Annotated in this window: 15 protein-coding genes; 12 read left to right on the forward strand and 3 right to left on the reverse strand. The window is 41.0% G+C overall.

The genetic code is table 11. The features are described 5' to 3' along the window. Positions 1-46: 46 nt before the first annotated feature. The 3 genes from R2R28_RS05390 to R2R28_RS05400 all read left to right on the forward strand — a co-directional run bounded on the left by R2R28_RS05390 (position 47) and on the right by R2R28_RS05400 (position 12,125). Positions 47-9,367: an RHS repeat-associated core domain-containing protein gene (locus R2R28_RS05390; protein WP_316824683.1), complete on the forward strand. Its 9,321-nt coding sequence runs from the start codon at positions 47-49 to the stop codon at positions 9,365-9,367. 890 nt (positions 9,368-10,257) lie between these two features. Then, positions 10,258-11,718, forward strand: a complete 1,461-nt coding sequence (locus R2R28_RS05395) for an RHS repeat-associated core domain-containing protein (protein WP_316824684.1) — start codon at positions 10,258-10,260, stop codon at positions 11,716-11,718. After that, a complete protein-coding gene (locus tag R2R28_RS05400) occupies positions 11,718-12,125 on the forward strand; it encodes a hypothetical protein (protein WP_316824685.1) in 408 nt (135 codons plus the stop codon). Before R2R28_RS05395 ends, R2R28_RS05400 begins: the two co-directional genes overlap by 1 nt. A gap of 81 nt (positions 12,126-12,206) precedes the next feature. On the opposite strand, the gene R2R28_RS05405 is transcribed toward R2R28_RS05400, so the two are convergent. Next, complete coding sequence (locus R2R28_RS05405) at positions 12,207-12,524, reverse strand: hypothetical protein (RefSeq protein ID WP_316824686.1); 318 nt, start codon at positions 12,522-12,524, stop codon at positions 12,207-12,209. 239 nt (positions 12,525-12,763) lie between these two features. Here R2R28_RS05405 and R2R28_RS05410 point away from each other — a divergent pair, with 239 nt between their 5' ends. The 3 genes from R2R28_RS05410 to R2R28_RS05420 all read left to right on the forward strand — a co-directional run bounded on the left by R2R28_RS05410 (position 12,764) and on the right by R2R28_RS05420 (position 14,619). Beyond that, positions 12,764-13,030 (forward strand): hypothetical protein, encoded by a 267-nt coding sequence (locus R2R28_RS05410; protein WP_316824687.1) that lies wholly within the window; start codon positions 12,764-12,766, stop codon positions 13,028-13,030. Between the two features lie 96 nt (positions 13,031-13,126). Then, positions 13,127-14,155: an RHS repeat-associated core domain-containing protein gene (locus R2R28_RS05415; RefSeq protein ID WP_316824688.1), complete on the forward strand. Its 1,029-nt coding sequence runs from the start codon at positions 13,127-13,129 to the stop codon at positions 14,153-14,155. A 2-nt stretch (positions 14,156-14,157) separates the two neighbouring features. Further along, a complete protein-coding gene (locus R2R28_RS05420; RefSeq protein WP_316824689.1) occupies positions 14,158-14,619 on the forward strand; it encodes a hypothetical protein in 462 nt (153 codons plus the stop codon). A gap of 169 nt (positions 14,620-14,788) precedes the next feature. Here R2R28_RS05420 and R2R28_RS05425 read toward each other — a convergent pair whose 3' ends face one another. Further along, positions 14,789-14,998, reverse strand: a complete 210-nt coding sequence (locus R2R28_RS05425) for a hypothetical protein (RefSeq protein ID WP_316824690.1) — start codon at positions 14,996-14,998, stop codon at positions 14,789-14,791. A 436-nt stretch (positions 14,999-15,434) separates the two neighbouring features. On the opposite strand from R2R28_RS05425, the gene R2R28_RS05430 reads away from it, so the two are divergent. From R2R28_RS05430 to R2R28_RS05455, 6 genes are all read left to right on the forward strand, one after another. Next, the gene (locus tag R2R28_RS05430) at positions 15,435-17,006 is read left to right on the forward strand and encodes a hypothetical protein (protein ID WP_316824691.1); all 1,572 of its coding nucleotides are present in this window, start codon (positions 15,435-15,437) and stop codon (positions 17,004-17,006) included. Between the two features lie 88 nt (positions 17,007-17,094). Continuing rightward, complete coding sequence (locus tag R2R28_RS05435) at positions 17,095-18,084, forward strand: tail fiber protein (RefSeq protein ID WP_316824692.1); 990 nt, start codon at positions 17,095-17,097, stop codon at positions 18,082-18,084. 6 nt (positions 18,085-18,090) lie between these two features. After that, positions 18,091-19,752 carry a hypothetical protein gene (locus R2R28_RS05440; protein WP_316824693.1) on the forward strand — a complete coding sequence of 554 codons (1,662 nt, stop codon included), beginning with the start codon at positions 18,091-18,093 and terminating at the stop codon, positions 19,750-19,752. Positions 19,753-19,760: 8 nt separating this feature from the next. Beyond that, positions 19,761-21,053, forward strand: a complete 1,293-nt coding sequence (locus R2R28_RS05445) for a tail fiber protein (RefSeq protein ID WP_316824694.1) — start codon at positions 19,761-19,763, stop codon at positions 21,051-21,053. Beyond that, positions 21,043-22,293: a hypothetical protein gene (locus R2R28_RS05450; RefSeq protein WP_316824695.1), complete on the forward strand. Its 1,251-nt coding sequence runs from the start codon at positions 21,043-21,045 to the stop codon at positions 22,291-22,293. Before R2R28_RS05445 ends, R2R28_RS05450 begins: the two co-directional genes overlap by 11 nt. A 35-nt stretch (positions 22,294-22,328) precedes the next feature. Next, positions 22,329-23,336 carry a type IX secretion system membrane protein PorP/SprF gene (locus R2R28_RS05455; protein ID WP_316824696.1) on the forward strand — a complete coding sequence of 336 codons (1,008 nt, stop codon included), beginning with the start codon at positions 22,329-22,331 and terminating at the stop codon, positions 23,334-23,336. Here the strand turns inward: R2R28_RS05455 and R2R28_RS05460 are convergent, their stop codons facing one another. Further along, positions 23,337-25,361: a gliding motility-associated C-terminal domain-containing protein gene (locus R2R28_RS05460; RefSeq protein WP_316824697.1), complete on the reverse strand. Its 2,025-nt coding sequence runs from the start codon at positions 25,359-25,361 to the stop codon at positions 23,337-23,339. It abuts the gene before it with no gap. Positions 25,362-25,366 lie beyond the last annotated feature (5 nt).

Below are 25,366 nucleotides of genomic sequence, written 5' to 3' on the forward strand. Positions count from 1 at the left end.
TGATCACTGACTTATACCATAAGGAATTAAGAATAAAGATAATAATATGTTAAGAACGCTCCGTTTTGTTTTTTTTACAGTGGTGTTGCTTTTTGTTCAGCAGTTAGCTTTTGCGGCTGTAGAACCCTATCAAAACTTTTTGAAGGGGCGCATCAAGGTTGGAGATTCGCTGTTGGTAAAAGACGAGAAGTTTAAAAACCCGTCTTTTAACTGGGCCGATATTACCAATATTTCGGTAAAGAATACGGTTTCGCTACAGTTGCTTAGCGAGCAGGCCATTGCACAATCGTTTAGTTGTAAACTTACTTTTAGGGTAGAATATTTTAGCAGCCCCGCACAGGTAGAACCAACCAAAATTGATTCGGCAAGCCTGACTATCAATTACAACAAAACAGCCGGAGCGGTTTATAAAGGAAAAGACATTTATTCTTTCGAAAACGGATATTATGTTAAAGTATATGTAACGGCTATTTCGAGCCCTGAATATGGTAATCAGCTACCAGAGGTATTACAGTTAACCAGTCACATCGATATTGACAGGAGATATGTTTTTAAACCTTTTCTTTTTATCGGTTTAAATGGCGAAACCAATTCGGGGTCAAAAAGTGGCTTGAGGAGGTTGGCTGCGGGTACCAGAATTAATAATAACCAGCAGCTTGCCTTAAGCTGGGGATCTGTTTTGGGTGCCGAAGAATACGATATTGAATGGGTAACCATTGATGCAGGAAGTGAATGGGGCGCAATGGCCCGGAGTATGATACCTCCAAATACCGTTAGCTCTACCAATTACAGTGCTGCGGATCTTGCACCCATGTTCAGAAACAATGCTACCCGTATTACCACCCACAAACAGCAAGATACCATTTCACTCGTATTTAATGCCGATTACATTGTAGTTAGGATCAGGCAGGTTACTTATACTGCTGACGGATTAAGGAACGAGGGCGACTGGTTTTACACTAAAGAAAATAACACCGAGTATGCCGCATGGCCGCTCGACTGGCACGAACCTGACCTGAACTGGCAATATTCAGCAGCTTTTGCCGAAGAAGGCAAAAAGAAAGAAGTAATCAGTTATTTTGATGGCTCACTTAGGGGCAGGCAAACGGTTACCCTGAATAGTAGCGATAATGTAGCGGTAGTACAGGAAAACGTTTACGATCAGTTTGGCCGTGCCTCTGCCAGTATTCTTCCTGCCCCGGTAAGAGAAAACAATGGTTCTTCATTTCTCCATTATTTCCCCGCTTTCAACCTTGATACCGCCGGGCATCCTTACAGTTTGAACAACCTCGATCTTTCCGGTTGTGAAATACAACCCGCTAAGCTAGGTACAGCTTCAGGTGCATCAAAATATTATTCCAGCGAATTTCTTAACACAACATTAGGTGGTGAAAAGAGTTTTAATAAATACATTCCTGATGCCGAAAAATTCCCACTGTCGGTAACGCAGTATACGGCCGATAATACCGGAAGGGTTAAGCTTCAGGGCGGTGTTGGGCCAATGTTTCAGCCTGGGCCAGATGGAGGACGACATACCACACGATATTATTATGGTAAACCACAGCAGGAAGAACTGGATATTTTATTCGGTAACGATGTGGGTTATGCCGAACATTACCTTAAAAATATGGTGGTTGATCCTAACGGGCAGATCAGCATCAGCTACTTAAATGCCGGGGGTAAAACCATTGCCACGGCGCTGGCGGGAAGAACGCCCGATAACGTGGATAGCCTCGCCTCAAAACCGGCAGTAAAAGTAATACAAAGCAACATTTTAAAACCGGAGCAGTTTCAATTTAATGCCAGTACTTTAAGCCTTTCGGCAACTACCACCTATGTGGCTTCGGTAACAGGAGAAGCAAAATTTAAATTCGATCTCGAAAAACTAATTCATACCTACCCTGAAGGACCATTTCATCCCTGCAGCAGCTGCTATTATGAGCTTACTGTGAGCATAATGGACGATTGTAAAAATAAAGTACCTTTCAGCTTTCCAGGCGATACGTTAAAAATCGGTACAACTGATACCCTTTGCAACTACATCAGTAAGCTGCCTGATAGCATTGCTACGGTTTTCCCGAATATCGGCGAATATTACATTACTTTTAACTTTACATTAAACAAAAGGGTTATCGATAAGTTTACCGATAACTATATCATTAAGGGGCAGCAGGCTTTAGCGCTAAAAAGACGTGCCGATTTTGTTATCAAATATTTAGAAGAGAACCAATTTGCCGATTGCTTTACCGATTGTACCACTGCACGTGCTAAATTAGGCACAGAGGAGGCTTTTGTTGCAATGTTTAAAGCAAAATTAATAAAACTGGGTGAAGATAATCTTGATCAATATAACCAGGTTATTCATAATACTTACGTAAAAATCAGTACCAACATTGGATTAATAGAGCAGAACTGTGCCCAAATGTCATCACCTTGCGATGTTTACCGCAAGGCCATGTTACTAGATGTATCACCAGGTGGACAGTATGCCATGCTAGATACCCTTGGCAATTTGATAGAGCCATTAAGCAATATGCTTCTCATTAATTTTCATAATACGGTATTTATTCCAACCGATCCTGAAAATACGGCTTATAAGGAAAATCTGATAACCAGAGAAGATAACACTGTAACTTCACCTTATGATGCTAATTTTAGTCCTGCCGATTTGGTAAAATACTGGAAACCGGAGTGGGCAGAGGTATTCCTTCAGTTTCACCCTGAAAAATGTAAACTCGATTTCTGTAATCAGCAGGCCAACAGTAAACTATGGGATCAAAGGCTTGAGGGTATAGAAGATGCTACCATAGCCGGTTACAATACTGATAATGCAGCAAACTGGTTGTTAAGCCAGGATCCATTTTTTAATGGTGCAGGAAATACCTACGCCTCTCAAATGCTAATCGATTTGCAACAGTATAGTAATAAGGTATTAAATCTGACCAGTATAAATAGCAAAAGTTTAAGTAAAGTAGTTGATTTTCTGATATACTGTGCGCCTGAAGGCGCAACCACAAATGGAGCGGGTACCCCAACCAATAATTGGGATAACTGCTCTCCCATCGCAAACTGCAGGGTGTTCGATCGCGAATGGGCACTCTACCGCACCAAATACCTGGAGCTAAAAAACAAATATTTTAACCAGCTTAGGGATGCAACTATCTGCCAGGATAATAAGTGTATTATCGGCCAACCAATAAGCACCAACCAAAGTGCACCAACGGCTGTAAATACCTGTATAAATAGGCTAATGAGCGCTGAGAGTTTTGTAGTAACTACGGGAACCTACAGAAGCAGAGATATTATTAACAATATCCAAACAACATACTACTATGTTGCTGGCAATATTGCAAACCCTCCAAATGCCGCTGCTTATTGTAACCAAAATACAGTAAGCATGGGCTTTAGACCCTGTATTGATGTAACATTGGGTAGCAGTACCGTACGTTATAGTGGTGTTTGGGAAATTGTATGCAAAGAACCGATTCCGGTAGGTTGTGGGTTGACTTACGAAATTTCTGCTGATGCAGCCGCTGGTCCTGATCAGTATTACAGAACCAATTATCCCGTTCGTAGTAATTATTATATCACCCAGGGCTTAAATGAAAATGATAATCCTCCAAATTATTGTTCGATATATGATGATGCTGAAGTTCCCGTTTTTTATCCATGTCTTAATATATATGTTGGTGCGGCGGTTTACACTTACAGCAATGTTTGGTTAAGCACCTGCAATTCTTATTTCAATCAAGGCGGTGGTGGTGGTGGTGGCGGTGGTGGCAATCCATGTGGGCCATTAACACCTATGATGCGTGCTGTTGCTGATAATGTAAATCGAAATCTGGAAACTCCTTGTAATGAGACCCTGCATTTACAGGCATCGCGCACAGCCAGCCAGGAGGTAGTGGCCGATTACCAGACGCATGCAATTTATAGCGTAGATAAGCTAGCCGAGCCTCAGGCAAAGGCCGGTGCGGCAGCTAAAAAAAGCGACTTTAGAAAGCGATTTGGCAATTATACATTTAAGCCTTACTTCGCATTAAAAATAAGACCCGGAGAATATAAGATTTTCAGGGATGTTTATGTGGCCAATTATATACCCGATACAGGTTCGGTTATAGCGCACCGCAGAAAAACAGAGCGCTTTTTAAAAGAAAGAAAAGCAACCAAAATGATCGCTTCTGCTCGGTCTGCCAATATTAATGGGCAGGAAAGTCAAAATATTCAACAAACGCAAAATGTGATGGGTGCCAATGGCAATCATATCATCTATACCGAAGAATATGTTGATCCTCCATTGAATCTATGTAGGGGGAACTATTACTATAATGAAGTGCGTAGATTAAATTTTGCGCTTGTTGATGCTAATGGACAACCGGTTACCGCTGCCAACGACATTACGATCCATTTGCAATTTTATTATATTAGCGGAAACGTAGGACAGACACCTTATTATGGGTTAAGTTACGTGACGCTCCCTGCAGGACAGTTTAATACTTCGCTTTCTTACGAAACCAGAAGTTATTTTGATAATGGGACCTACTGTACTCAAAAGGATGCCTATTTCGATGGAATTGTCGACGTGACAGGACTTGACGGCGGACCTACTGTGCCTTCTAGCTGCCCTGCTGTATACGCCACTAAGAAAAGTAGTTTCGATCTGGTAGTTGCCCAGTCAACTATAAATCCTTACCAATATGAAAGTGATCAGCAGTCTGCTTTAGCTACCCAGGTTACAAGCGCAAGTAAATACCTGTCGGATGCGTGGATGCAGCGTTTAAAAAAAGGAATTGATTCTCTTATTACCATTAGAGGGGTACAAAGTGTTGATACTGCAGGATTAAGGGCCAACCTGATTGCTTTAAGTAGTAAGGCAGTAGATTTAAACCATCCTTTCGGCGCAAGTACATTGGCACCTGCGCAACCTTCTATGGGATTAGGCAATGGGAACCAAGTTCGTTCTTTTGGCGAAGTGATTCGGATTACCTTAAACATTGGTGCATTCGATAACCTGCTTAACCCATGGCTGCTCGATTCGCCATACCCTTACGAGCCTTTGCAGCAGGCCACAGAGCAATATATATCTGCCACTACAGATTCACTGTGTTATAAACTGGCGGGTTTAAGAACATCAACCGATAATGCTGTGTTTTATCAGAATCTTAAAAATCAGTATGGCTCGGCAATGAACCTGAGTTTACCAGAGTTTTTGTTATTGATTGATGGTTGCGAGAATTGCAAACACTTGCTTAAAAAAGATTTAAAACTGCCGGTATTTTTACAGGAAGGAACGAAGGGCTGCATTACGCGTGCAGAATTTGATACCGCAATGGACCAGATGAAAGCGGCTTTTTATAACATTATAAATCCCACCTGGACCAATTACCAAACCATTGTAACCAATTTTATGAACCATAGGTTTGGTTTTACCCTGGGTTATGATGATTACGAAGCTTTTGGGCAGCGTAGCGGAAGTTTGTGCAACGAAACCAGTTATGGCGACATGCCCGATGATCCTTATGCCTGTGCAAAATCATTGATCGAGCTTTCTTTCGGAACAGGAAGCCGCGAATATGATATATATATAGCAGAAGAACGCCAAAAATTTGCCGATTCTTACATCAATACCTGTGCAGCCGCAAAAGCCAATGTACACCTATCGGCAAGAGAACAAACCTACCATTATACACTTTACTATTACGATTTGGCAGGTAACCTGGTGCGCACCGTACCGCCTGAAGGGGTTACGCTATTAGAGGCCAACGATATGGCCCTGGTAAAACGCAACCGCGCTTTTAAATCGTCTGATTGTGATGGTGAACCGGAGCGTCCGGTAACCAGCGAAACTGATGCCTTAAACAACCTGAGCAGCATTTTACAAAACACGGGTAATAATGCTATTGAAATGTGGTTGTATGCAGCATTGGATGGTAGCCGCCAGTTTATCGGTACCACACCCGACATGAAATACATGTTACAGGCCTGTGTAAACGGTAATTTGGTAAATGTTGATATTTTTACCTTAAACCAAACCGCGGCCGATAATGTAAGCATTACCTTAAGTAACCACATTACCGCCGATGTAAGCGATATTTTACCACTTGCCCCTTGGACACATATTGTGGTGCAGGGAGCCAACCTGGCAAATGGTACTTTACAGATTTATGTAAACGGTAAAGGTTATGCCCCCGTGGCAGGTGCACCTTCGGCAGGTTGTGGCTGGGCCATTAGCAGCAACCCTATTACCATGCCCCGTAATTTCGCCAACATAAAATATTTAAGAACCTATCACGACCGTTTAATGTCGGCAGGCGAAATAGCTGCCAATGCTGCCAGTGGCTGTTTTGCCGCCATTGATGAAACGGCTATTGCCCGTTTCCGCTTCAACGCACCATCGCCGGGTGGACCAACTACCCTGGCCGATAACAGTACAAAAGAAACCCAGTACAATGGCATTTATCCCGGGCATCTGCTTAAAACCAGTTATGCGTATAATGCTACTAATCAGGTGCTGCAACAGGAAACACCCGACGGTGGTGCAAGTACCTTTTGGTACGATTACCTGAGCCGATTGGTATTTTCACAAAATGCTAAGCAGGCGGCAGTTTCAGATTATAGTTATACCAATTACGATGCATTGGGCAGAATTGCTGAGGTTGGCCAGAAACGACTGGATCAACAGGGCGATACCAAACCCGGCGTTCCATACATTGATGATGTCAGTTACCGAGCTATATTGGCCAGGCATGTCAATACCGATAACCAGATTACCCAAACCTTTTACGATGATAAGGCACCAGCTGCACCAGGTGTAAATACCACCTTACAACAGGATAACCTGCGCAAAAGAGTATCAACCAGTGTTTACCGCGACAATAGAAGTACTGCTGCGATTAATGCCAGTTATTACAGTTATGATGTTGGCGGCAATGTTAAAAAACTTTATCAGCAAGTAAACGGCCTCGGCATTAAAACCCTCGATTATGAGTACGACCTGGTAAGCGGTAAGGTAAACCTGTTAGCCTACCAGCACAATAGAACGGGTGCAGCTGCAAAAGACCAGTTTTATTACAAATACGAATACGATAGCGAAAACCGCTTAATTTCGGCCTGGAGCGGTACGCAGGCCAATATCACCAGTTACGGTTTTGGCAGTCAGTTGGCGAATGACTATAAGCAATTAGATGCTTCGTACCAATACTACCTGCACGGACCTATGGCCAGGATGGAGCTGGGCCGCGCCGCAGCCAAGGTACAGGGTGTAGATTATGCCTATACGCTGCAGGGCTGGTTAAAAGGGGTTAACGGAAGCAGTTTAAATACAGGTACTGAAATAGGTGCCGATGCAGGGCCTGGTCAGCACGTATCTCTTGCCAAAGACGCATTGGCCTATAGCCTTGGTTATTACAATAGCGATTATAAACCAATTGGTAGCGGCAGTGCTTTTTCTGCATACCATGCCAATAACAATGAAGACTCGGGCAGGGAACTTTTTAACGGAAACATCAGTAACAGTACTTACGATCTGACTAAAATAGACGGTGGCCCAGTAGGCTACACCTATGCTTACGACCAGTTGAACCGCATTAAACTGGTAAGGCAGCGAAGTGGCATTGGTGCAAACGGATGGAATTTCGGCACTGCCAGCGATAAATTTAAAGAAAGTTTTACCTATGATGGTAATGGAAATATTACTGCTTTGCAGCGTGCAAACCATAATGGCGTGCAGATGGATGCCCTCGGCTACACCTACGAACGCGATGCAAAAGGCCGCCTGCGCAATAACCGCTTAAAACAGGTATGGGACGATATAAACGGAACTACGGGCGATTTTGATCTGCTGCGACAGGATAATCCTGGTAACTATACTTATGATCCTATTGGCAATATGATCGGCGATAAAAAAAGCAATATTAACAATATCGATTGGGGTGTTTACGGTAAAATCAGGCTGATTGATAAGGGCGGAAGTGATAACATAACCTATACCTACGATCCATCGGGCAACAGAGTAAGCAAAAGCAGCAACAGTTTAAATACTTATTACGTACGCGATGCACAGGGGAACAACTTAGCCGTGTATGATAACGAAGGCGGCGCAATGCACTGGCAGGAGCAGAGCCTTTATGGCAGTAGCCGTTTGGGAATGTGGCGGCCAAAACTTAACTTAGCTGATGTTAATGCCAATGCCACAACTGACTGGGGTACCTACGGCAAAAAGTTCTTTGAGTTAAGCAATCACCTGGGCAACGTAATGGCGGTGATTAACGATAAGAAGATACCTGTTAATGGTAGTTACGAACCAGAGGTGATCAGCAGTAACGACTATTATGCTTTTGGCGGGCAGATGCCGGGCCGGAGTTTTACCCTGAGCGAAGCCAATGCCTACCGTTATGGTTTTAACGGTAAGGAGAACGATAACGAGGTAAAAGGAGCAGGCAACCAGCAGGATTACGGCATGAGGATTTATGACCCAAGGATTGGGAAGTTTCTGAGTGTGGATCCGATAACTTCACAATATCCAGAGTTGACGCCATATCAGTTTGCAAGTAACACACCCATTCAAGCTGTTGATTTGGATGGATTGGAAAAGTATGTGGTTACAAATTTTTATGATGATAACAAAAGAATGTATAAAAAAATTATCACTAGTCAACTAGATGATAAAAAAAATAAAGAAGTGGTGGATATGAATTTTAAAGATGTTCATGGGAATAGATTTGCTAAAAATAATGTAGTTATAGTGAGCGTAACCTCATCTGGAAAAATACTTGAAATTATTCATCAGGAAGGATTATCCGATGAAGACCGTGCATTTAATGAACGTGATGGTGAGTATCGAATTCCGGGCGATAATCCTTACTATATAACGGAAATACCTGGTGCAATGACGAAAACTCCAAAAGAAAATAAGGGGCTAACACTTTATACGACTGAAGAGAGATATAGTAATAATACAGTTTTGACCCCGTATGTTAAAATAACTAATACCACTAAAGAAGTAAATATAGCTTTTAAGCCTACAGATGACGCACAATATAATACCTCTGGAGACGAATCTAAAGTTGCTGGGATTGCTAATTTTGTTCGGGGAAAGAGCGTAGTCATAGTAAATTTGAGCACACACGAACCTGCTAATAAAGGAGGATTATCCCTGTTAAAAGATAGATTTAAATTAATAACAGGCACATTAAATAAAAATGGGATAAGTTCCAGTAAGATTAAACTTGGGAAGCTCAGTACAGGTGTGGACTTAAAAGAGTTGAATAGCCAAGGGAATAAAACTATTTTTAATATTCAGATTCAAGATACAAAAATATCTACAACCTCTAAAGAGGTTACTACGGTGCAGCCTGTAAAACACTAAGAAAAAGATGAAAATAATAACTTGTTTTTTATTAAGTCTGTTGCTACTAACATGCTTGGATGCCAGCTCTCAGAATAGGAAAGAAAAAATAATTCCAATTAATTTAAAAAAACTAAACTTATGGATATATCCAGAAAAAATTCCTGATACAATAATTGAAACAATTAACGATTCGGTCAGAGTTAGAATTTATTTAATGAGTTCAAAAGGACAGATTAAATTTTATAAGTATAATCTTCGAAATGATACATTACTAAGAGGTGAATACCAAGATGCCAAAAGTCGATCTAGTAAATATATACCTTTCTTTAAATTCGGAAAAATGTCGAAAAAGAAAATTTATTACTATAGTCCTTCCATAAAGCATTGGGGTAGTGTATCAGATGTGTTTATAGAACAATGATGATAATCTAGTTCCTCACTAGGGCAAGTCTTAGTGCGTGGTGCTTGCGGGTTAGCTGACTTGTGCATTTAAATGATCTTAGCCTGGCCATCACTAGCGCAAGTCTTCGTGTGCAGGCTTGTGGGCTGGCTGACTTGTGTTAAAATAATCTTAGCCTGGCGTTTGTGCCGGGCTTTTTACTTTTCAAGCATTTCGAGTTTGATGAGTCTGGCTTTTATTGCGCCATAGGATCGTCCGTGCAGTTTAGCGAGTTCGGTTATCTTTTTGCCTTCATTAAAAACTTTTAACAAAAGGCTGTCTTCTTCTGCTGTCCAAGTCTGTCCCTGTTTTCCCTTAACTGCTAAAACTTTAAGTTCGGCAAGCGCAAAATAGAGCGTCCTGATTACTGCGGCCTGCTAGTAGGGGCTACCGGAACGTAGAGTCTTCCTCCAGCCAGGAGAGAACCAGCAACTCTGGCTATGATCCGATTGGTAACATGGTCAGCAATGTGAAGGACAGTATTAACAATGTTGACTGGAGTGTTTATGGCAAAATTAATAACATAGCCAAAAACAGTGGCAACATCAGTTATACCTACGATCCATCTGGTAACAGGGTAACTAAAACAGCCAATGGTATTAAAACCTATTATGTACGCGACGCCCAGGGTAACAGTTTAGCTGTATATGATAATGCGGGCAATACCAACAACTGGCGCGAGCAACAATTGTATGGCAGCAGCCGTTTGGGAATGTGGAAGCCAAACATTAATTTAGCAACAGCCAATGGCGACAATATTTGGAACAGCTATGGGCTTAAGTTCTTTGAGTTAAGCAACCACCTGGGCAATGTAATGGACGTAGTAAGCGATAACCGTTTGCAAAGCGGTAGCACATATGAGCCTGATGTAATTAACGCCAACGATTATTATGCCTTTGGTGGGCAGATGCCGGGCCGAAGTTTTACCTTAGAGGGCTCGTCTGCCTACCGTTATGGCTTTAACGGTAAGGAGAATGATAACGAAGTGAAGGGGCAGGGCAACCAGCAGGATTATGGGATGCGGATCTATGATCCAAGGATTGCGAAGTTTTTGAGTGTGGATCCGATAAGTAATGAATACCCTGAATTAACCCCATATCAGTTCGCAAGTAATAGACCAATTGATGGGATTGATCAAGATGGATTAGAATACGCGGAATCAGGAGCACATGCTTATCGGTTAATAAGAGAAGAGAAAGCTAGGTTAACAAAAATAGATCCTAGATTAGCAAAAGAATATGAAGATAAAGGTAATGTTATTGGTATTACTTTCGTAGGAAGTGCTTTGACAATGGGATACGGAGTAAATGTCTGGGCAACTCTTGGATATAGAGCTCTTCTAACGAATATGGCAAAAGGTGCTGTAATTGGTGCGGGTGTCAATTCGATTATTTCTTATTCAAAAGGTGATTCCGGATATGAAATTTTGAAATCTGCCACATCTGGCTTTTTTAGTGGTGCTGTTATGGGAATAGGTTCAGGAGGCTCAATTGGTGGTTTCCTTGCAACAGGAGCAAATTCAGGTATTTTGGGCGAAATAGTAAGTCAAGAATTCGATAATAGATTTGGCGGTACCCGAGGGTATGATTTAGAAAAAATAGCAATCAGTGGAGGTGTGGGAGCTGTTGCAAATACGCTATCAAATGCTATTGTTGGAAAAATAACAAAAATGATTGAATCAAAACTAGCCGCATCATTAGCTGAAACCAATACGGCAGGATATAGGAATACAATAAAAAAGGCAATCTTGGAAAGAACACCAAGAATAGGTGAAAGAGCATTGAATAGATCAATAAATGCAACTATTAAAGCAAATCAAAGTGGATTAAGTAAAGAAGCTTCAGCTGCAAAAGTAGGATTACAGCAGGCGATTGAGCGAGGTTTAGACTACTTATCCGATAAGTACAACGATCATTTAAAAAATAAATAATGCAAAAATCTTTTAGTGGAATTATTGTTAAAATTGTAGCGTCGATTATACTAATTGGCTTTACATATGATTTATATTCAAACTGTAAGTTTTATATAATTCGAAGAGATGGAGTAGGTGAAATTAAAAGTATTATTCTAGGTGAGGGACATGATAAAGCTATTGTTCAGTTTAGTTATTATAATAAGTTGTTAAATCAATTAAAGGTGGATAGTGCGAGTCTAAATAATTACGATGCACAAGAATTGAGGGGTAATCATAAAGACATAGTAATTTCATATACAAAGACTAAAGCCTATTTAAATGGTTATAATACTCCAAGAGCATTAATCTTCGTTTTTGATATATTTATGATCTTTATAATGTTATTTTTTTTATACCCTTTTAAAAAAAGGAATTCTTACTAACGCAAGTCTTAGTGTTTGGGCTAGAGGGCCAGATGAGTTGTGCTTTAAAATAATTTTAGCCTGGCTATTGTGCCAGGCTTTTTACTTTTCCAGCATTTCGAGTTTGATGAGCCTTGCTTTTATTGCGCCATAAGAGCGTCCGTGCAATTTAGCGAGTTCGGAGATTCTGCTGCCTTCATTAAAATGCTTTAACAAAAGGCTATCTTCTTCCGCTGTCCAAGTCTGTCCCTGTTTTCCCTTAACTTCTAAAACTTTAAGTTCGGCAAGCGCAAAATAGAGCGCCCTGATTACTGCGGCCTGCTGGTAGGGGCTGTCGGGCGGGAAAACCTCGCCTGTTGCAGGGTCAACACCTGCCGCCAGCTGTTCCAATACCTCGATATGTAAGTGGTTATACTGCATATATTTATTTACGTGGCTGCAAATTCTTCAGTTTGGCTGCTTTTATAAAAGCGTCTATTGCGGCAAATACATGTCCCTTACTAAGGCAAGTCTAAGTGGGCAGGATAGTAGGGAGTGGCTTGACTCGTGCTTTCCAGCATTTAGAGAGCTAAATTTATCTCGGGATTATTTTAACGAAGCACAGGTCAGGCCATGGCTTAGGTCTGGGGTGCTAAGACTTGCGCTAGAACGGGGGTAATATGATCAGCGATGTGAAGGATAGCATTAACAACATCGATTGGTCGGTATACGGCAAGATCCTTAAAATTGATAAGGACAATAATGCACGCGATCTGGTGTATAGCTACGATCCATCGGGCAATAGGGTGAGCAAGGCCATCAATGGCCTGAGCACTTATTATGTGCGCGATGCACAGGGGAACAACCTGGCTGTATACGAGAACAGGAGTGGTGCAATCAATTGGCTCGAGCAAAGTTTGTATGGCAGCAGCCGTTTGGGAATGTAGCGGCCGAACCTTAACTTAGCGGATGCCAACACCTCTGCCGATTGGGGTACTTATGGCAAAAAGTTCTTTGAGTTAAGCAACCATCTGGGCAACGTAATGGCCGTAATTAACGATAAGCAGAATGCTGCCAATGGCAGTTACGAAGCCGGGGTAATTAACAGTACCAACTATTATGCTTTTGGCGGGCTGATGCCGGGCCGGAGTTTTACCCTGAGCGAAGCCAATGCCTACCGTTATGGTTTTAACGGCAAGGAAAATGATAATGAGGTAAAAGGCGCAGGGAACCAGCAGGATTACGGCATGCGGATCTATGACCCGAGGATAGGGAAGTTTCTGAGTGTGGATCCGATAACTTATCAGTATCCGGAATTAACTCCATATCAATTTGCGAGTAATACGCCGATCTGGGCCTTAGATGTTGATGGTTTAGAAGGGGGGATTGCTAATATAATGGGTGGAGGTAATGTTATAGATGCAGCTACAGCTAAAACAATAGTTACCAATAATTGGTTTCAAGAGCCAGCTTCTTTCTGGATGAGGCAGGGACTAGCTTTTCAAATGAACGCGATACAGCCAGTACCAGTATATAATTCTAATAGCTATCCAGGTATGACAAAGGGGCAATATATTGCTGCTTCAATGAGTCAATCCCTGATAAATCATAATCATACTAGCCAGCAATTTTCTTCTGGTGCTAGAACAAGATTACCACAACAGCCTCATGTGGAAGTCGAAGCTGAGGTTACATTGCCTAAATTAAGAGTAGTTAAAGAATCTGATGTTGGTGATTTAAGAGAGGCTTATGTAGCGCAAGTAACAAGAGGTCAGATTGCAAAAGTTGATGGAAAAGACATAGTTGTAAGGAGTAGAGATGGGAAACTTGGGGCTACCGTAGATGTAATAAGTGAAAAAGGTGATTTTATAACAGTTGGCGGTGCAAATAAAGCAGGGAAGAAAGAAGGGAAGTTTTTGAGTACGGTTTCATCATTAAAAAAAATAGCAAATGAAAGAGGAGTTAAAGCACAGGCATACATGGCTGATAACACACCTGATGCCTTAATAAGTAAACTTGAGAAAGTATTGGGAAAAGAAAATGTATTTAAGATTAAAGATAAAAAGGACTAATCATGGCTATGGTTTTATTATGCAGTAATTGTTTAATCTCTTTCAATAAATTGTCTCAATTTTTAAATGAATCGAGTATAAATTTAAAAGGATTTTTAGATATTAAAGATTTAGAATTTAAATATTGTAATCCGGTAGTATCTGAAACTGATTTTTTACTCAAAATTAAAAATTTACAAGGGTTTACAGTAATAGGGGAGTTTGATCATCGAGAAATTTCAATAAGTTTTTTTGAAAGTAAAAAAGCTGGACTTGAGGTAATGATATTCCTTGATTCATTGGATCACTCTCAAAGAGAACCAATAAAAATTATTTTACAAAATACTTTTAATACGAGTAATTTATTTCGAATAATTGTTTTTGATAATGATGATGATTCGAATAATTACGATTGGAGTGATGAACTTGATATTATAATGGTGAAAATACCTGAATCTGTAAGTTCATTTTCTATTAAAAGATAGTTGCCCCTCTGCTAGTCCGAGCGGATTGCAATTAGATAAATTGTGCTGGTGCGAGTTTTTAACTCGTACCAATAAAAGCTTCACTAGCGCAAGTCTTAGCGAGCAAGGCAGAGGGTTGGATGACTTGTACTTTAAAATAATCTTAGCCTGGTGTTTTGTGCCGGGCTTTTTACTTTTCCAGCATTCCGAGTTTGATGAGCCTGGCTTTAATGGCTCCATAAGAGCGTCCGTGCAGTTTAGCCAGTTCAGTAATCATGTTGACTTCATTAAAAGCTTTTAACAAAAGGCTGTCTTCTTCGGTTGTCCATGGCTGTCCCTTTTTTCCCTTTTGGGCAAGGCCCTTTTTTTCATTGATGGCAAAGTAAAGTGCTCTGATCACTACAGCCTGCTGGTATGGGCTATCGGGCGGGAAAACCTCTCCCCGTTGCAGGGTCAACACCCGCGGCCAGCTGCTCCAGTACTTCGCTTCATTTCACACGCATTATGATCCCCGCATGCGCGAGGATGACGAAATGCTTTTTCCTTGAATCGTAATAACCATATAAAAGATGTAAGGAGTATATAAGTCAGTTTTCAGTTGGCAATTTTCAGTTAACCGGTTTATACAATTAACCCGTTTTCAGTTAACCAATTTCCAGTGCCCCAACTTTTAGTCACTCACTTTGCCGTATTCATCAGTCAAAAAGCGCGGTTTCATCAATCACTGTTTTTTTTGCGATTTTAATTCAGGATTTTAGGTTGGCTCATTATGTCTGTAGGGGGAATAACTAACCCCCGTTAAATTCTTTTGGGCCATAAAACCAAACATAGTTATAATGAAATTTTTATTGTTCTCATTTATTTTCTGTATGCCATACTTTCTTTTGGCTCAGGAAACCAGATCAAAAGATGATGCCAGCCAAATGGGAGGAACATCTGGTTTTTTTGAAACATCTAATCCAATCAATTTCCCGGCTGGATCATCTAGCTGGTGGCATTTGCTTGATGTAAGGCACAGTAATGCAAATAATAATTATTCGATGCAGCTTGCAGGGAGTTTTTTCGACCAGAATTTTTACCTGCGTAAAACCAATAATTATGCACAACAGCCATGGGTGAAAATTGTGACAGAAAATGATGGTAAGGTAGGCGTAGGAACAACTATACCACAGGTGCCTTTACATGTAGTCGGTAATGGCTTATTCAATGGTAATTTAAAGCTAATGGCTGCTGATGGCGCCTGGGCTGAAGGCCTTGCTGTGGTAAGGCCAAGCGGTTGGGCAGGGATTAGGTTTGCACGGAATGATCCAAGTACAGGGAATTATGAAGGGAATTGGGCCATTGGTTACTCGGGTTCTACCGGAAATGATTTTACAATCAGCAATAACACCGGCGGTGTGCAGTATCAGGCGTTATTTCATATCCGTTCGGATAATCAAAACGTGGGTATAGGTACCGCTACACCATACGCCAAACTTACTGTTGCCAATGGCGATATCAAGGCCTATAATTACGATAGTAATTCAGGTATTTCAATTGGTGCCGAAGCGTCGCAAAAGCCCCGTATCGGTTTTCATGTTTCGGATAATTCGAGGCGTTTTAAAATTGAACTCAACGATATCAATAGCGTATACGAACGGTTGGGCTTCTTTTCTACAAACAGTGGGCAAGGTTCCGAACAGGAAATATTTACTATAAATAAGGGTGGAAATGTGGGGATCGGAGAAATTGTACCAAGAAGTATCCTGCATGTAAAAAGCAATGGTGCCGGTGTAGATGGAGGAAATAACTTTCAGTATAATGGTAGCGGTTTGATTATAGAGGCAGCCACTGGGGGAAGGTTTGCTACCAAAGGTGCCCAGATCGAGTTTATGATCCCCGCAAATACGGCTGGTGATAATCCATGGGGCCAGGGGCGGATCATTACTGTGGCCGGAAATACCTATAGTGGTAATGCGGCCGGAAAAATGATTATCGGCACCCGTAGATCTTTCGATAAGTTAAAAACCGGACCAGAATGGTTTTATGGCGATGATATTGTAATTGATGAAATAGGTAATATTGGCATTGGTACACTTAGCCCTAGAGAAAAATTATCGGTTTTAGGTACAATAAGGGCAATGGAGGTTAAGGTAGAATCAGCTGGATGGCCTGATTATGTGTTTGAAGAAGGTTATCAAGTTGGAACCTTGCAGGAATTGGAAAGTTACATTAAAACTAACAAACATTTGCCCGAAATCCCTTCTGCCGAAATGATCGAAAAAGAAGGTCTATCCTTAGGTGAAATGAATAAAAAACTGCTAAAGAATCTGGAAGAACTTACGCTGCACCTTATCGAACAAAATAAAAAAATAGATAACCAGAACTTAAGAATTGCAGAATTGGAAAAGAAAATGGCTGCAAAATAGTAATAACCCTAGTTTAGCTTATTATGCCTGTTATAAAAATGACTAAGCTTTAATATCTGTTGAGCATACAAAACCAAACTTATATAAGATGAAATTTTTTACACTTTTATTTTTTTTGTGTATTCCTTATACTCTTTTTGCCCAGGAAACTAAACCAAAAGATGATGCCGGCCTAATGGGCGGAATATCTGGTTTTTTTGAAACATCTAATCCTATCAATTTCCCAACTGGAGCCTCGAGTTGGTGGCATTTGCTAGATGTAAGGCACAGTACGCTGAGTAACAACTTTGCAATGCAACTTGCGGGTAGTTTTTTTGATCAGAACTTTTACCTGCGTAAAACGGCTAACAACGCCCAGCAGCCCTGGGTAAAAATCGTAACCGAAAGTAATGGAAAAGTTGGTATAGGCACCTTTAATCCTCAAAGTGTAATGCACTTATATCAAAGTGCAGCAGATGAAGCCGGGCTAATTGTACAGGGTAGTACTATTAATGGAGATAGTAAACAACATTATGTAGCGATAACCTTAGATGGCGATTATGGAAATGGAACAGGCAATTATTCTCAGATTAGAAGCTATAGTAATTTATATGATTATTGGGGAAGTAGGTTAGCTTTTTTTACCACATCATCAAGCGCAACAAACAGCCTTATAGAAAGAATGCGGATTGATGCCAATGGAAATGTTGGAATTGGTACGGTTAACCCCGAAGAAAAACTCACAGTTAACGGAAAAATTAAAGCAAACGAAATCAGGGTTAATGGAAATGGTGCGCCCGATTATGTGTTCGAGGAAGGTTATCATGTTGGAACGTTGGAAGAACTGGAAGGTTACATCAAAGCCAATAAACACCTGCCCGAAGTGCCATCGGCAAAAGAGTTTGAGCGTGATGGAATAGCTCTTGGTGAAATAAATAAACTCTTATTGAAAAAGGTAGAGGAATTAACCCTCCACCTCATCGAAAAAGATAAAGAACTCTCACAGGAAAAAGAACTGAATAAAATGCAGAATGATAGACTGAAAAATATCGAGACCAAATTAGATGTTTTACTGAAAAAAAATACACAAAATCACTAGTCATTTATGAAAAAGTTAATTTTAACACTATTTATTTTTCTAGGGCTACATCCTTTAATCAAAGCACAGAATGTATTGGATATGCAAAGCTGGACTATGGGCACGGGTACTACTGGTGCATTTAACCAAAATGGGAAAACGATAGAAAATGAAAGAATTTGGGGAGAGGGGCCTCAAGGCCAGAGGGCTATATTATGGGAGGCAAAACCAGAGGGAGAAAGTAATGATGATGGTGGTTTTAACCATAGCTCATTTGCCATCGATCATACCAAGATGTACCGGTTTTCTATCTGGTTAAAAAAAACTAATTCTACTGATGGTATCAGCTATTTTGGAACAGATAATGTAAACGATTTAAATGGTGGCCCTCATTCGAATCCCTATTTTTGGTCTGGTGATCTGCCAGAACTGAATAAATGGTATTTATTGGTAGGTTATGTGCATGGTAGTGGCGATGCCTCTACAACTTATTATGGTGGTATTTACGATGGCTCAAACGGAACCAAAGTAGTTGATATACCCGATTATCAGTTTGCTGTTGGAGCTACCTGGACCTATATCCGCGCTTATCTTTATTATGATACAAATGTAAACGATCGCCAATATTTCTATGCACCAAGGGTAGAAGTGGTAAATGGCGATGAGCCTTCGATTAAGACTTTATTGGCTACAACTTCAAATTTAAATGATCGGACCAACTGGAGTACAAGCGGCTTGTTAAAAGATATGGTAGTGACACAACTCGGTTGGCGAAATTATGGAAATAACCACACCATTATTGATATGTCGAACGGTATCGCTCCTAATGGAACAAGTCATAATGCAGAAAATGCTGAAGTTCCTTGGCAGACCACTTTCCCCTCGCTAATGGGCTGGAATGGCACTAATACATTTGGAATAAGGGTAGAGAATGCTAAAATCGCTGATAATACTAAGTCGCTCGCTGGTGTTCCTTCCGATTTCTCAGGTTACGGCAACGGTATTCAATGGCTTGTTGGATCCAATAACAGTGATGGGAAAATAAATCCATTTGCTCCCGCTTCTGTTAAATCTTTTTTGGCAACCACCTTGCAGGATGTAACTGCTGCGGGTAATATCAGTACGAATAATATTAGAATTAATTCTTTCCAGAATGCCATACCGGAATTAGGAGCTTTGAATTATAAATTATATCTCGCTAATGATGACAATGGTTATGGGATGCAATTTGGTGTTTTAAACGTAGGAGATGGGTATATTCAACAACAACGCGGAGATGGCGGAGCTACCGCCTACAATTTACTATTTAATCCATCTGGTGGTAATGTAGGAATCGGGACCACATTACCAAGTGAAAGGCTCACCGTTAACGGAAAAATTAAAGCAAACGAAATCAGGGTTAATGGAAATGGTGCGCCCGATTACGTGTTTGAAGAAAGTTACAAGATTGGAACCTTGGAGGAGTTGGAGGCATACATTAAAAAGAACAAACACTTGCCAGAAATACCATCTGCAAAGGAGTTTGAACGCGATGGAATCGCTGTCGGGGATATGAATAAATTGTTATTGAAAAAGATAGAAGAATTGACTTTACACCTCATCGAAAAGGATAAAGCGCTAAAAGAGCAACTAAGAATCAACAAAGATTTCGAAACCAGATTGTTAAAGTTAGAGCAGGGTAACAAATAAACCAAATTATGATAAAATTATACGTCACCATCATTCTTATACTAACCTGTGCCAATGTTTTTGGTCAAGGAGAAACGCTACAAACGGTTACTGATAGGGGAAATACCACAACAAACTCGCTACAGATCGGCGGCGTATCTGTTAATGGTAATTTATCTGTAAATGGTGTGGGGGTTAATGGTATTAAACTTTGGTCTAGCTCTCACCCCACCGATTATTACTTATCCAATACCTGGGACGGTACCTATTGGCAGTTAAAAAGTAACCACCCTTCTCCGGTTAATGTTGGCCATGCCGATAATGCAGCATATTCATCAAACAGTGGTGGCTTAGGCGGTAATATTTGGGGCGGTACGTTGTTAAATAATGCACCTACAAGCTTAATCGGTATCGATCCTACAACAGGAATCTATCAATATACACCTGCTGCTTTAAGAACCTGGATGGGCTTGGGCGCGCTTGCTTATCAAAACAGAACAATCAATTTTCATAGTTATAATAACCAGAGTTATTATTTAGTGCACGATTGGGATGGTACCGGTTGGAATTTAAGAAGCGAAAATGACGTTAATGATAACCAAAATAATGTTCACCTCGTTAATATTAATGGTAAGGCCGCCAACGCAGTAAAGTGGGGCGGTCAGGAATTTATCGGTTCGAATGGAAAAATTGATGCATTTATGACCAATCAAGATGGTACAAATTTTTATGGTTATAGCACTATTTCACAAGTTAAAACAGCATTGGCAACCACTTTACAGGATGTAGCCAGTATAAATAATACGATTACAGGGGCTGAGCTTATTAGAGGGATAGGTAACAATACTTACTTTTCTTCATATAACCCAACTAATACTGCCAGATCAGGATATGTGTATTTTGGTGCTGGAGATAATTTAACCATAGAAGCCGAAAATGGCGCAAATAAAATATTGCTTAATCCTAATTCAGGAGGCAACGTGGGGATTGGCACAACTACACCGGATGAAAAGCTTACGGTAAAGGGGAAAATCAAAGCAACCGAGATCAGGGTAAATGGGCAGGGCGCACCCGATTATGTATTTGAAGAAAGTTACAATATTGGAACGTTGAAGGAGTTGGAAAGTTATATCAAAGCAAACAAACACCTGCCCGAAGTACCATCTGCAAAAGAATTTGAAAGGGATGGAATAGCGCTTGGCGATATGAATAAAATGTTATTAAAAAAGATAGAGGAGCTTACGCTGCATGTAATTGATATGAACAAGCGGATGGAGAAGTTAGAGGTTGAAAACCAGAAACTAAAAAAGAATGGAAATTAAACGTGTCACATTTACTGCTTTATTCTTTTTCTGTGCAATCGTTTCTGCAAATGGACAGGCCATAAATATCACTAACGATCAATACCACTTATATGGCCCAAATTCTACCTGGTCACAATACCTGCAGGTTGGTGGTAACGGCCAGGTAACCGATCATGCCTTTGTAGCGGTAACCAATGGGAATTTGCATTTGGATGCCAAAGCTGGTTTTGCAACTTATATAAATTATTATAACAAAGGTAATACCTATCTCAACCCACAGGAAGGCAATGTAGGCATAGGTACTACCTTTCCGGCAACAAAATTCGAGGTGATGCAACCTACAAGTGGCTGGACTATGAACAGCCGCGTTAATGCGCCAACTGCAGGAGAAATTAATGGTTTAAAATTCTATTCCGGTTACATCGGTGAAGATAAATGGGCAGGTATATCAAGTATTTCCGAAAGCTTACATAGCAATAAAACAGGGCTTGCCCTATATTCGGGGATGACCGAAAGGGTAAGAATTTCGGGAGATGGTAATATAGGTATAGGCACCAATATTCCTTCAAGTTTATTGCATTTAAGTGGAACATCTGCCTCAATTGATGGGGGAAACGGTTATCAATTTGGGGGTACTGGCTTAATTATACAGGCTAATACTGGTGGAAGAACCTTTGATAAGGGAGCACAAATTGAATTTGCAATACCTGCAGGAGCAGATGGGAACAATGCCTGGGGACAAGCAAGGATTATAACTGTTGCTGGTAACAATAATAATAACGATGCTACCGGAAAAATGATTTTAGGTACAAGGAGGATGTTCAGTAAAAATGGGGATGGCCAACAATGGTTCTATGGTGATGATATCGTGATCGATGGAAGCGGAAATATAGGTATCAATACTTTAAATCCAACAGAAAAACTAATGGTTAACGGTAAAATAAAGGCTAATGAAATCCGGGTAAATGGTGCTGGTGCTCCCGATTATGTGTTTGAAGATGGTTACAAGGTTGCAACGTTGAAAGCGTTGGAGGGTTATATTAAAAGGAACAGACACCTGCCCGAAGTGCCATCGGCAAAGGAATTTGAAAGGGATGGGATAGCCCTTGGTGATATGAATAAATTGTTGTTGAAAAAGATAGAGGAACTTACGCTGCATCTGATTGAAAAAGATAAACAATATGATGGCCTGCTGGGTGATGTGAAAAAACAGGAAGCGCGCATTCGCCTGTTAGAGACAAAGCTGGAGAAACAGTAAATTGGCAGCAACCAAATGGTAAATAAAAACTGGTAATGAAGAATTGGCTCTCCCTGTTATTGTTATGTATTGCCTTAGGGCTTAATGCGCAGCAACAGCCGCAATATACCCAATACCTGCTCAACAGTTACCTGCTAAATCCTGCATTAAGTGGTATCGAAAATTATACGGATGTGAAAGTAGGTTATAGACAACAATGGGCTGGGCTGCAGGATGCACCTAAAACTGCATTTATATCGGCACATTGGGCACTGGGCGATGAATACTTGTGGGCTAATGCTTTATCTTTCGAAACCGATGGTAACAATCCCCGCTCCAGGAGCTACACCCAAAACTATACCGCTTCTCCGGCGCACCATGGATTGGGCTTTGTAGCCGTATCAGATAAAGCAGGCCAATTATCAACTACTACTTTTGATATCAGTTATGCCTATCATTTGCAACTAAACAAGCAGCTTAACTTTTCATTAGGTGCAGCAGGAGGGATAACCCGCATGGCCATAGATGTGAATGCGCTTTTGCTCGAAAATCCACGCGATCCTGCTTTAAACAATGCCGCTAATGCCAGGCTTTTACCCGATCTTTCGGTAGGTGCATGGTTATACGGCGCTAGTTTTTTTACAGGACTTTCCGTTCAGCAGGTTTTGCCACAAAAGCTAAGTTTTTCAGGCGATGAACAGTATAATACAGGCAAACAGGTTCCTCATGTATTTCTAAATAGTGGTTATAAGTTTTACGTGTCCGAAGATTTGAATGTTACCCCTTCGTTATTATTTAAATATGTGCCCAATGTTCCATTATCGGTAGATGTAAATGTGAAAATGGGTTTTAAAGACCGCATCTGGATCGGGGCAGGCTATAGAAAGCATGATGCGTTAAACATGATGGCCGGCTTTAATATCAGCCATCTGGTTAACCTTAGCTATAGTTACGATGTGACCACTAGTGTGCTCAACCAAGCCAGTAAAGGGAGCCATGAAATTGTACTGGGTTTACTGCTCAATAACGTTTATAAAGTGGTGTGCCCACAACGCCAATGGTAGTTACCTGATCAAGGTGATCGATCCGGTAAAACGGACCTCCTTATTAAAAACATCTGTTCCGTTCAATACATAATAATAAGCGCCTACCGGTACAGGTTTATTGCGCCAGGTTCCATCCCAGGAATCAAATATATTGGTGGTCAAAAAAACTTCGTCACCATAACGGTTAAAGATTTTAAAGTTGAATCTTTTTAAATTGCTTACGTTAATATTCAGCAGGTCATTAATGCCATCTCCGTTGGGCGAAAAGGAATTTGGAATTTGTAATGTTGTGCCGTCCAGGACCACTAGGTTATTGAGCGTAAATATATCTACACAGCCATTGTTGGTAAAAGCCTTAAGCGTTACCGTATAGTTTCCTTTTTTCTGGTAAATATGCGTGGGCTGGTAATCGTTAGAGGTTTCATCGTCACCAAAATTCCATTCAAAATAATCTGCATCACGTGAATGGTTTAAAAAAGTAATGGGCACCGGGGCTGCAAACTTACCGGGCACAATAGGATCTGTCTGGAAATTTGCTACGGGGTTTCTAACAATGGTGGGAATATTAATTGTTGCCACTTCGCTATAACAATCACCTACTTTTACGGTCACCATATAATCGCCCGCCTGGGCAAAACTACTTATCGGTACGCTGATGGCCGCGGTTGAGGCACTAAAATTGGCCGGCCCCGACCATTGGTATGTTGCATCCTGAACTTCTGGTATGTTCAGTTCCATGGTACTGCCAAAACAAAAATTGGTTCTATTTGCAGAGATAACAGGTTTATCGGGTTTCAATGCCATATCAAAAGTATAACTGCTTACTGTGCGGCAATTCTTTAGCGAAAAGGCCTCGAGGATTACCGTTTTGCTGCCCGTAGTGCTGTACGTAATTTCGAAAGGACCGGTTGTGCTGGCATTTGCGATGCTGGCACCTTCACCAAAACTCCATTTTAAGCTGCTGTAGTTACTGGCATTAGCTATAAATATAAATTTTTGTGTACTGAGGCAAGCATCCACGGTTTTAGCATCGATGGCTGATTTAGGCCCTGAAAATTCTCCATCCCCGTCAAAGGCCAACGTAAAACCATTGTTGTTGTTCGAAAAATTGTCAATGAGCAAGGCATATTGATGTCCTTCGATCATATCAATAGCCTTAACAAAACCATCCTGGTTTGGTGAGCACCCCCCTTGTTCAGTAAGGTCTATCGAGCTACTGTTGGCACCAGTAATGTAATACCCTGGATTACAATCTACACCACTGCCTGCCGCACAGCGGATAGAATTGGCCGATGATGGCGTGGCAGGTGCTGTGGTAGGCCCGAGATCAAATAATACCCAATCAATGTCATCGGTAACGGCAGTGGGGGTAATAGTAAAGCCTAAAGTGCCATTATTGGCTGCTATCCAGGTGTACCATGCGCTGTTCGATTCGAGGCTTAAACAGGTGCCGGTTGCCTCACGGTTATTGACACCAGCGCCAGTCACTTTAAGTTCGGTAAAACTGTCTTTATTGCATAAAAGTGATGCCGATGAGAAATCTTGCCCGGGTTTATTAGGTGGATTATAACTGTTTACACAAAGTTTAAAGCTTCCGGTGGCGTTATTCTCAGCACTGATGCGGATGTAATAGATTTCCCCGATCATCAGGCCTCCTTTATAAGCTGTGGTAAGGTTGCCTCCTGTTGTCATAGCACCAATCTGCTCGGTAAGTATATTGTCCTTGTAAGTATAAAAGGCAATTGAGGGGCTAATCAATGTGTTGCTGTTACCGGCTGCCTGACCAGTTACTGTAGCGGTAATATCGGTACCTATTGCTGTAAAACTGAACCAGATGTCTTTCCCTTCGCTGCTCCACAAACTTCCCTTTTTATACCCGCTCGCAGTGGCATTGATACTTGTAAAGGCTGCATCGTCAGAGCAATAAACCATAACGTTTTTAAGCGGACTTGCTGTTTTAATATCGTCGTTAACAGGCGCCTGTGCCAGCACTTCAGCAATAAAGGCAAAGAAAACCAGAAACAGCAGTATGCGTATTAACATAGAAT

Origin of the sequence: Pedobacter miscanthi, assembly GCF_032678605.1 — a bacterium.
Classification (GTDB): Bacteria; Bacteroidota; Bacteroidia; order Sphingobacteriales; family Sphingobacteriaceae; genus Pedobacter; species Pedobacter miscanthi_A.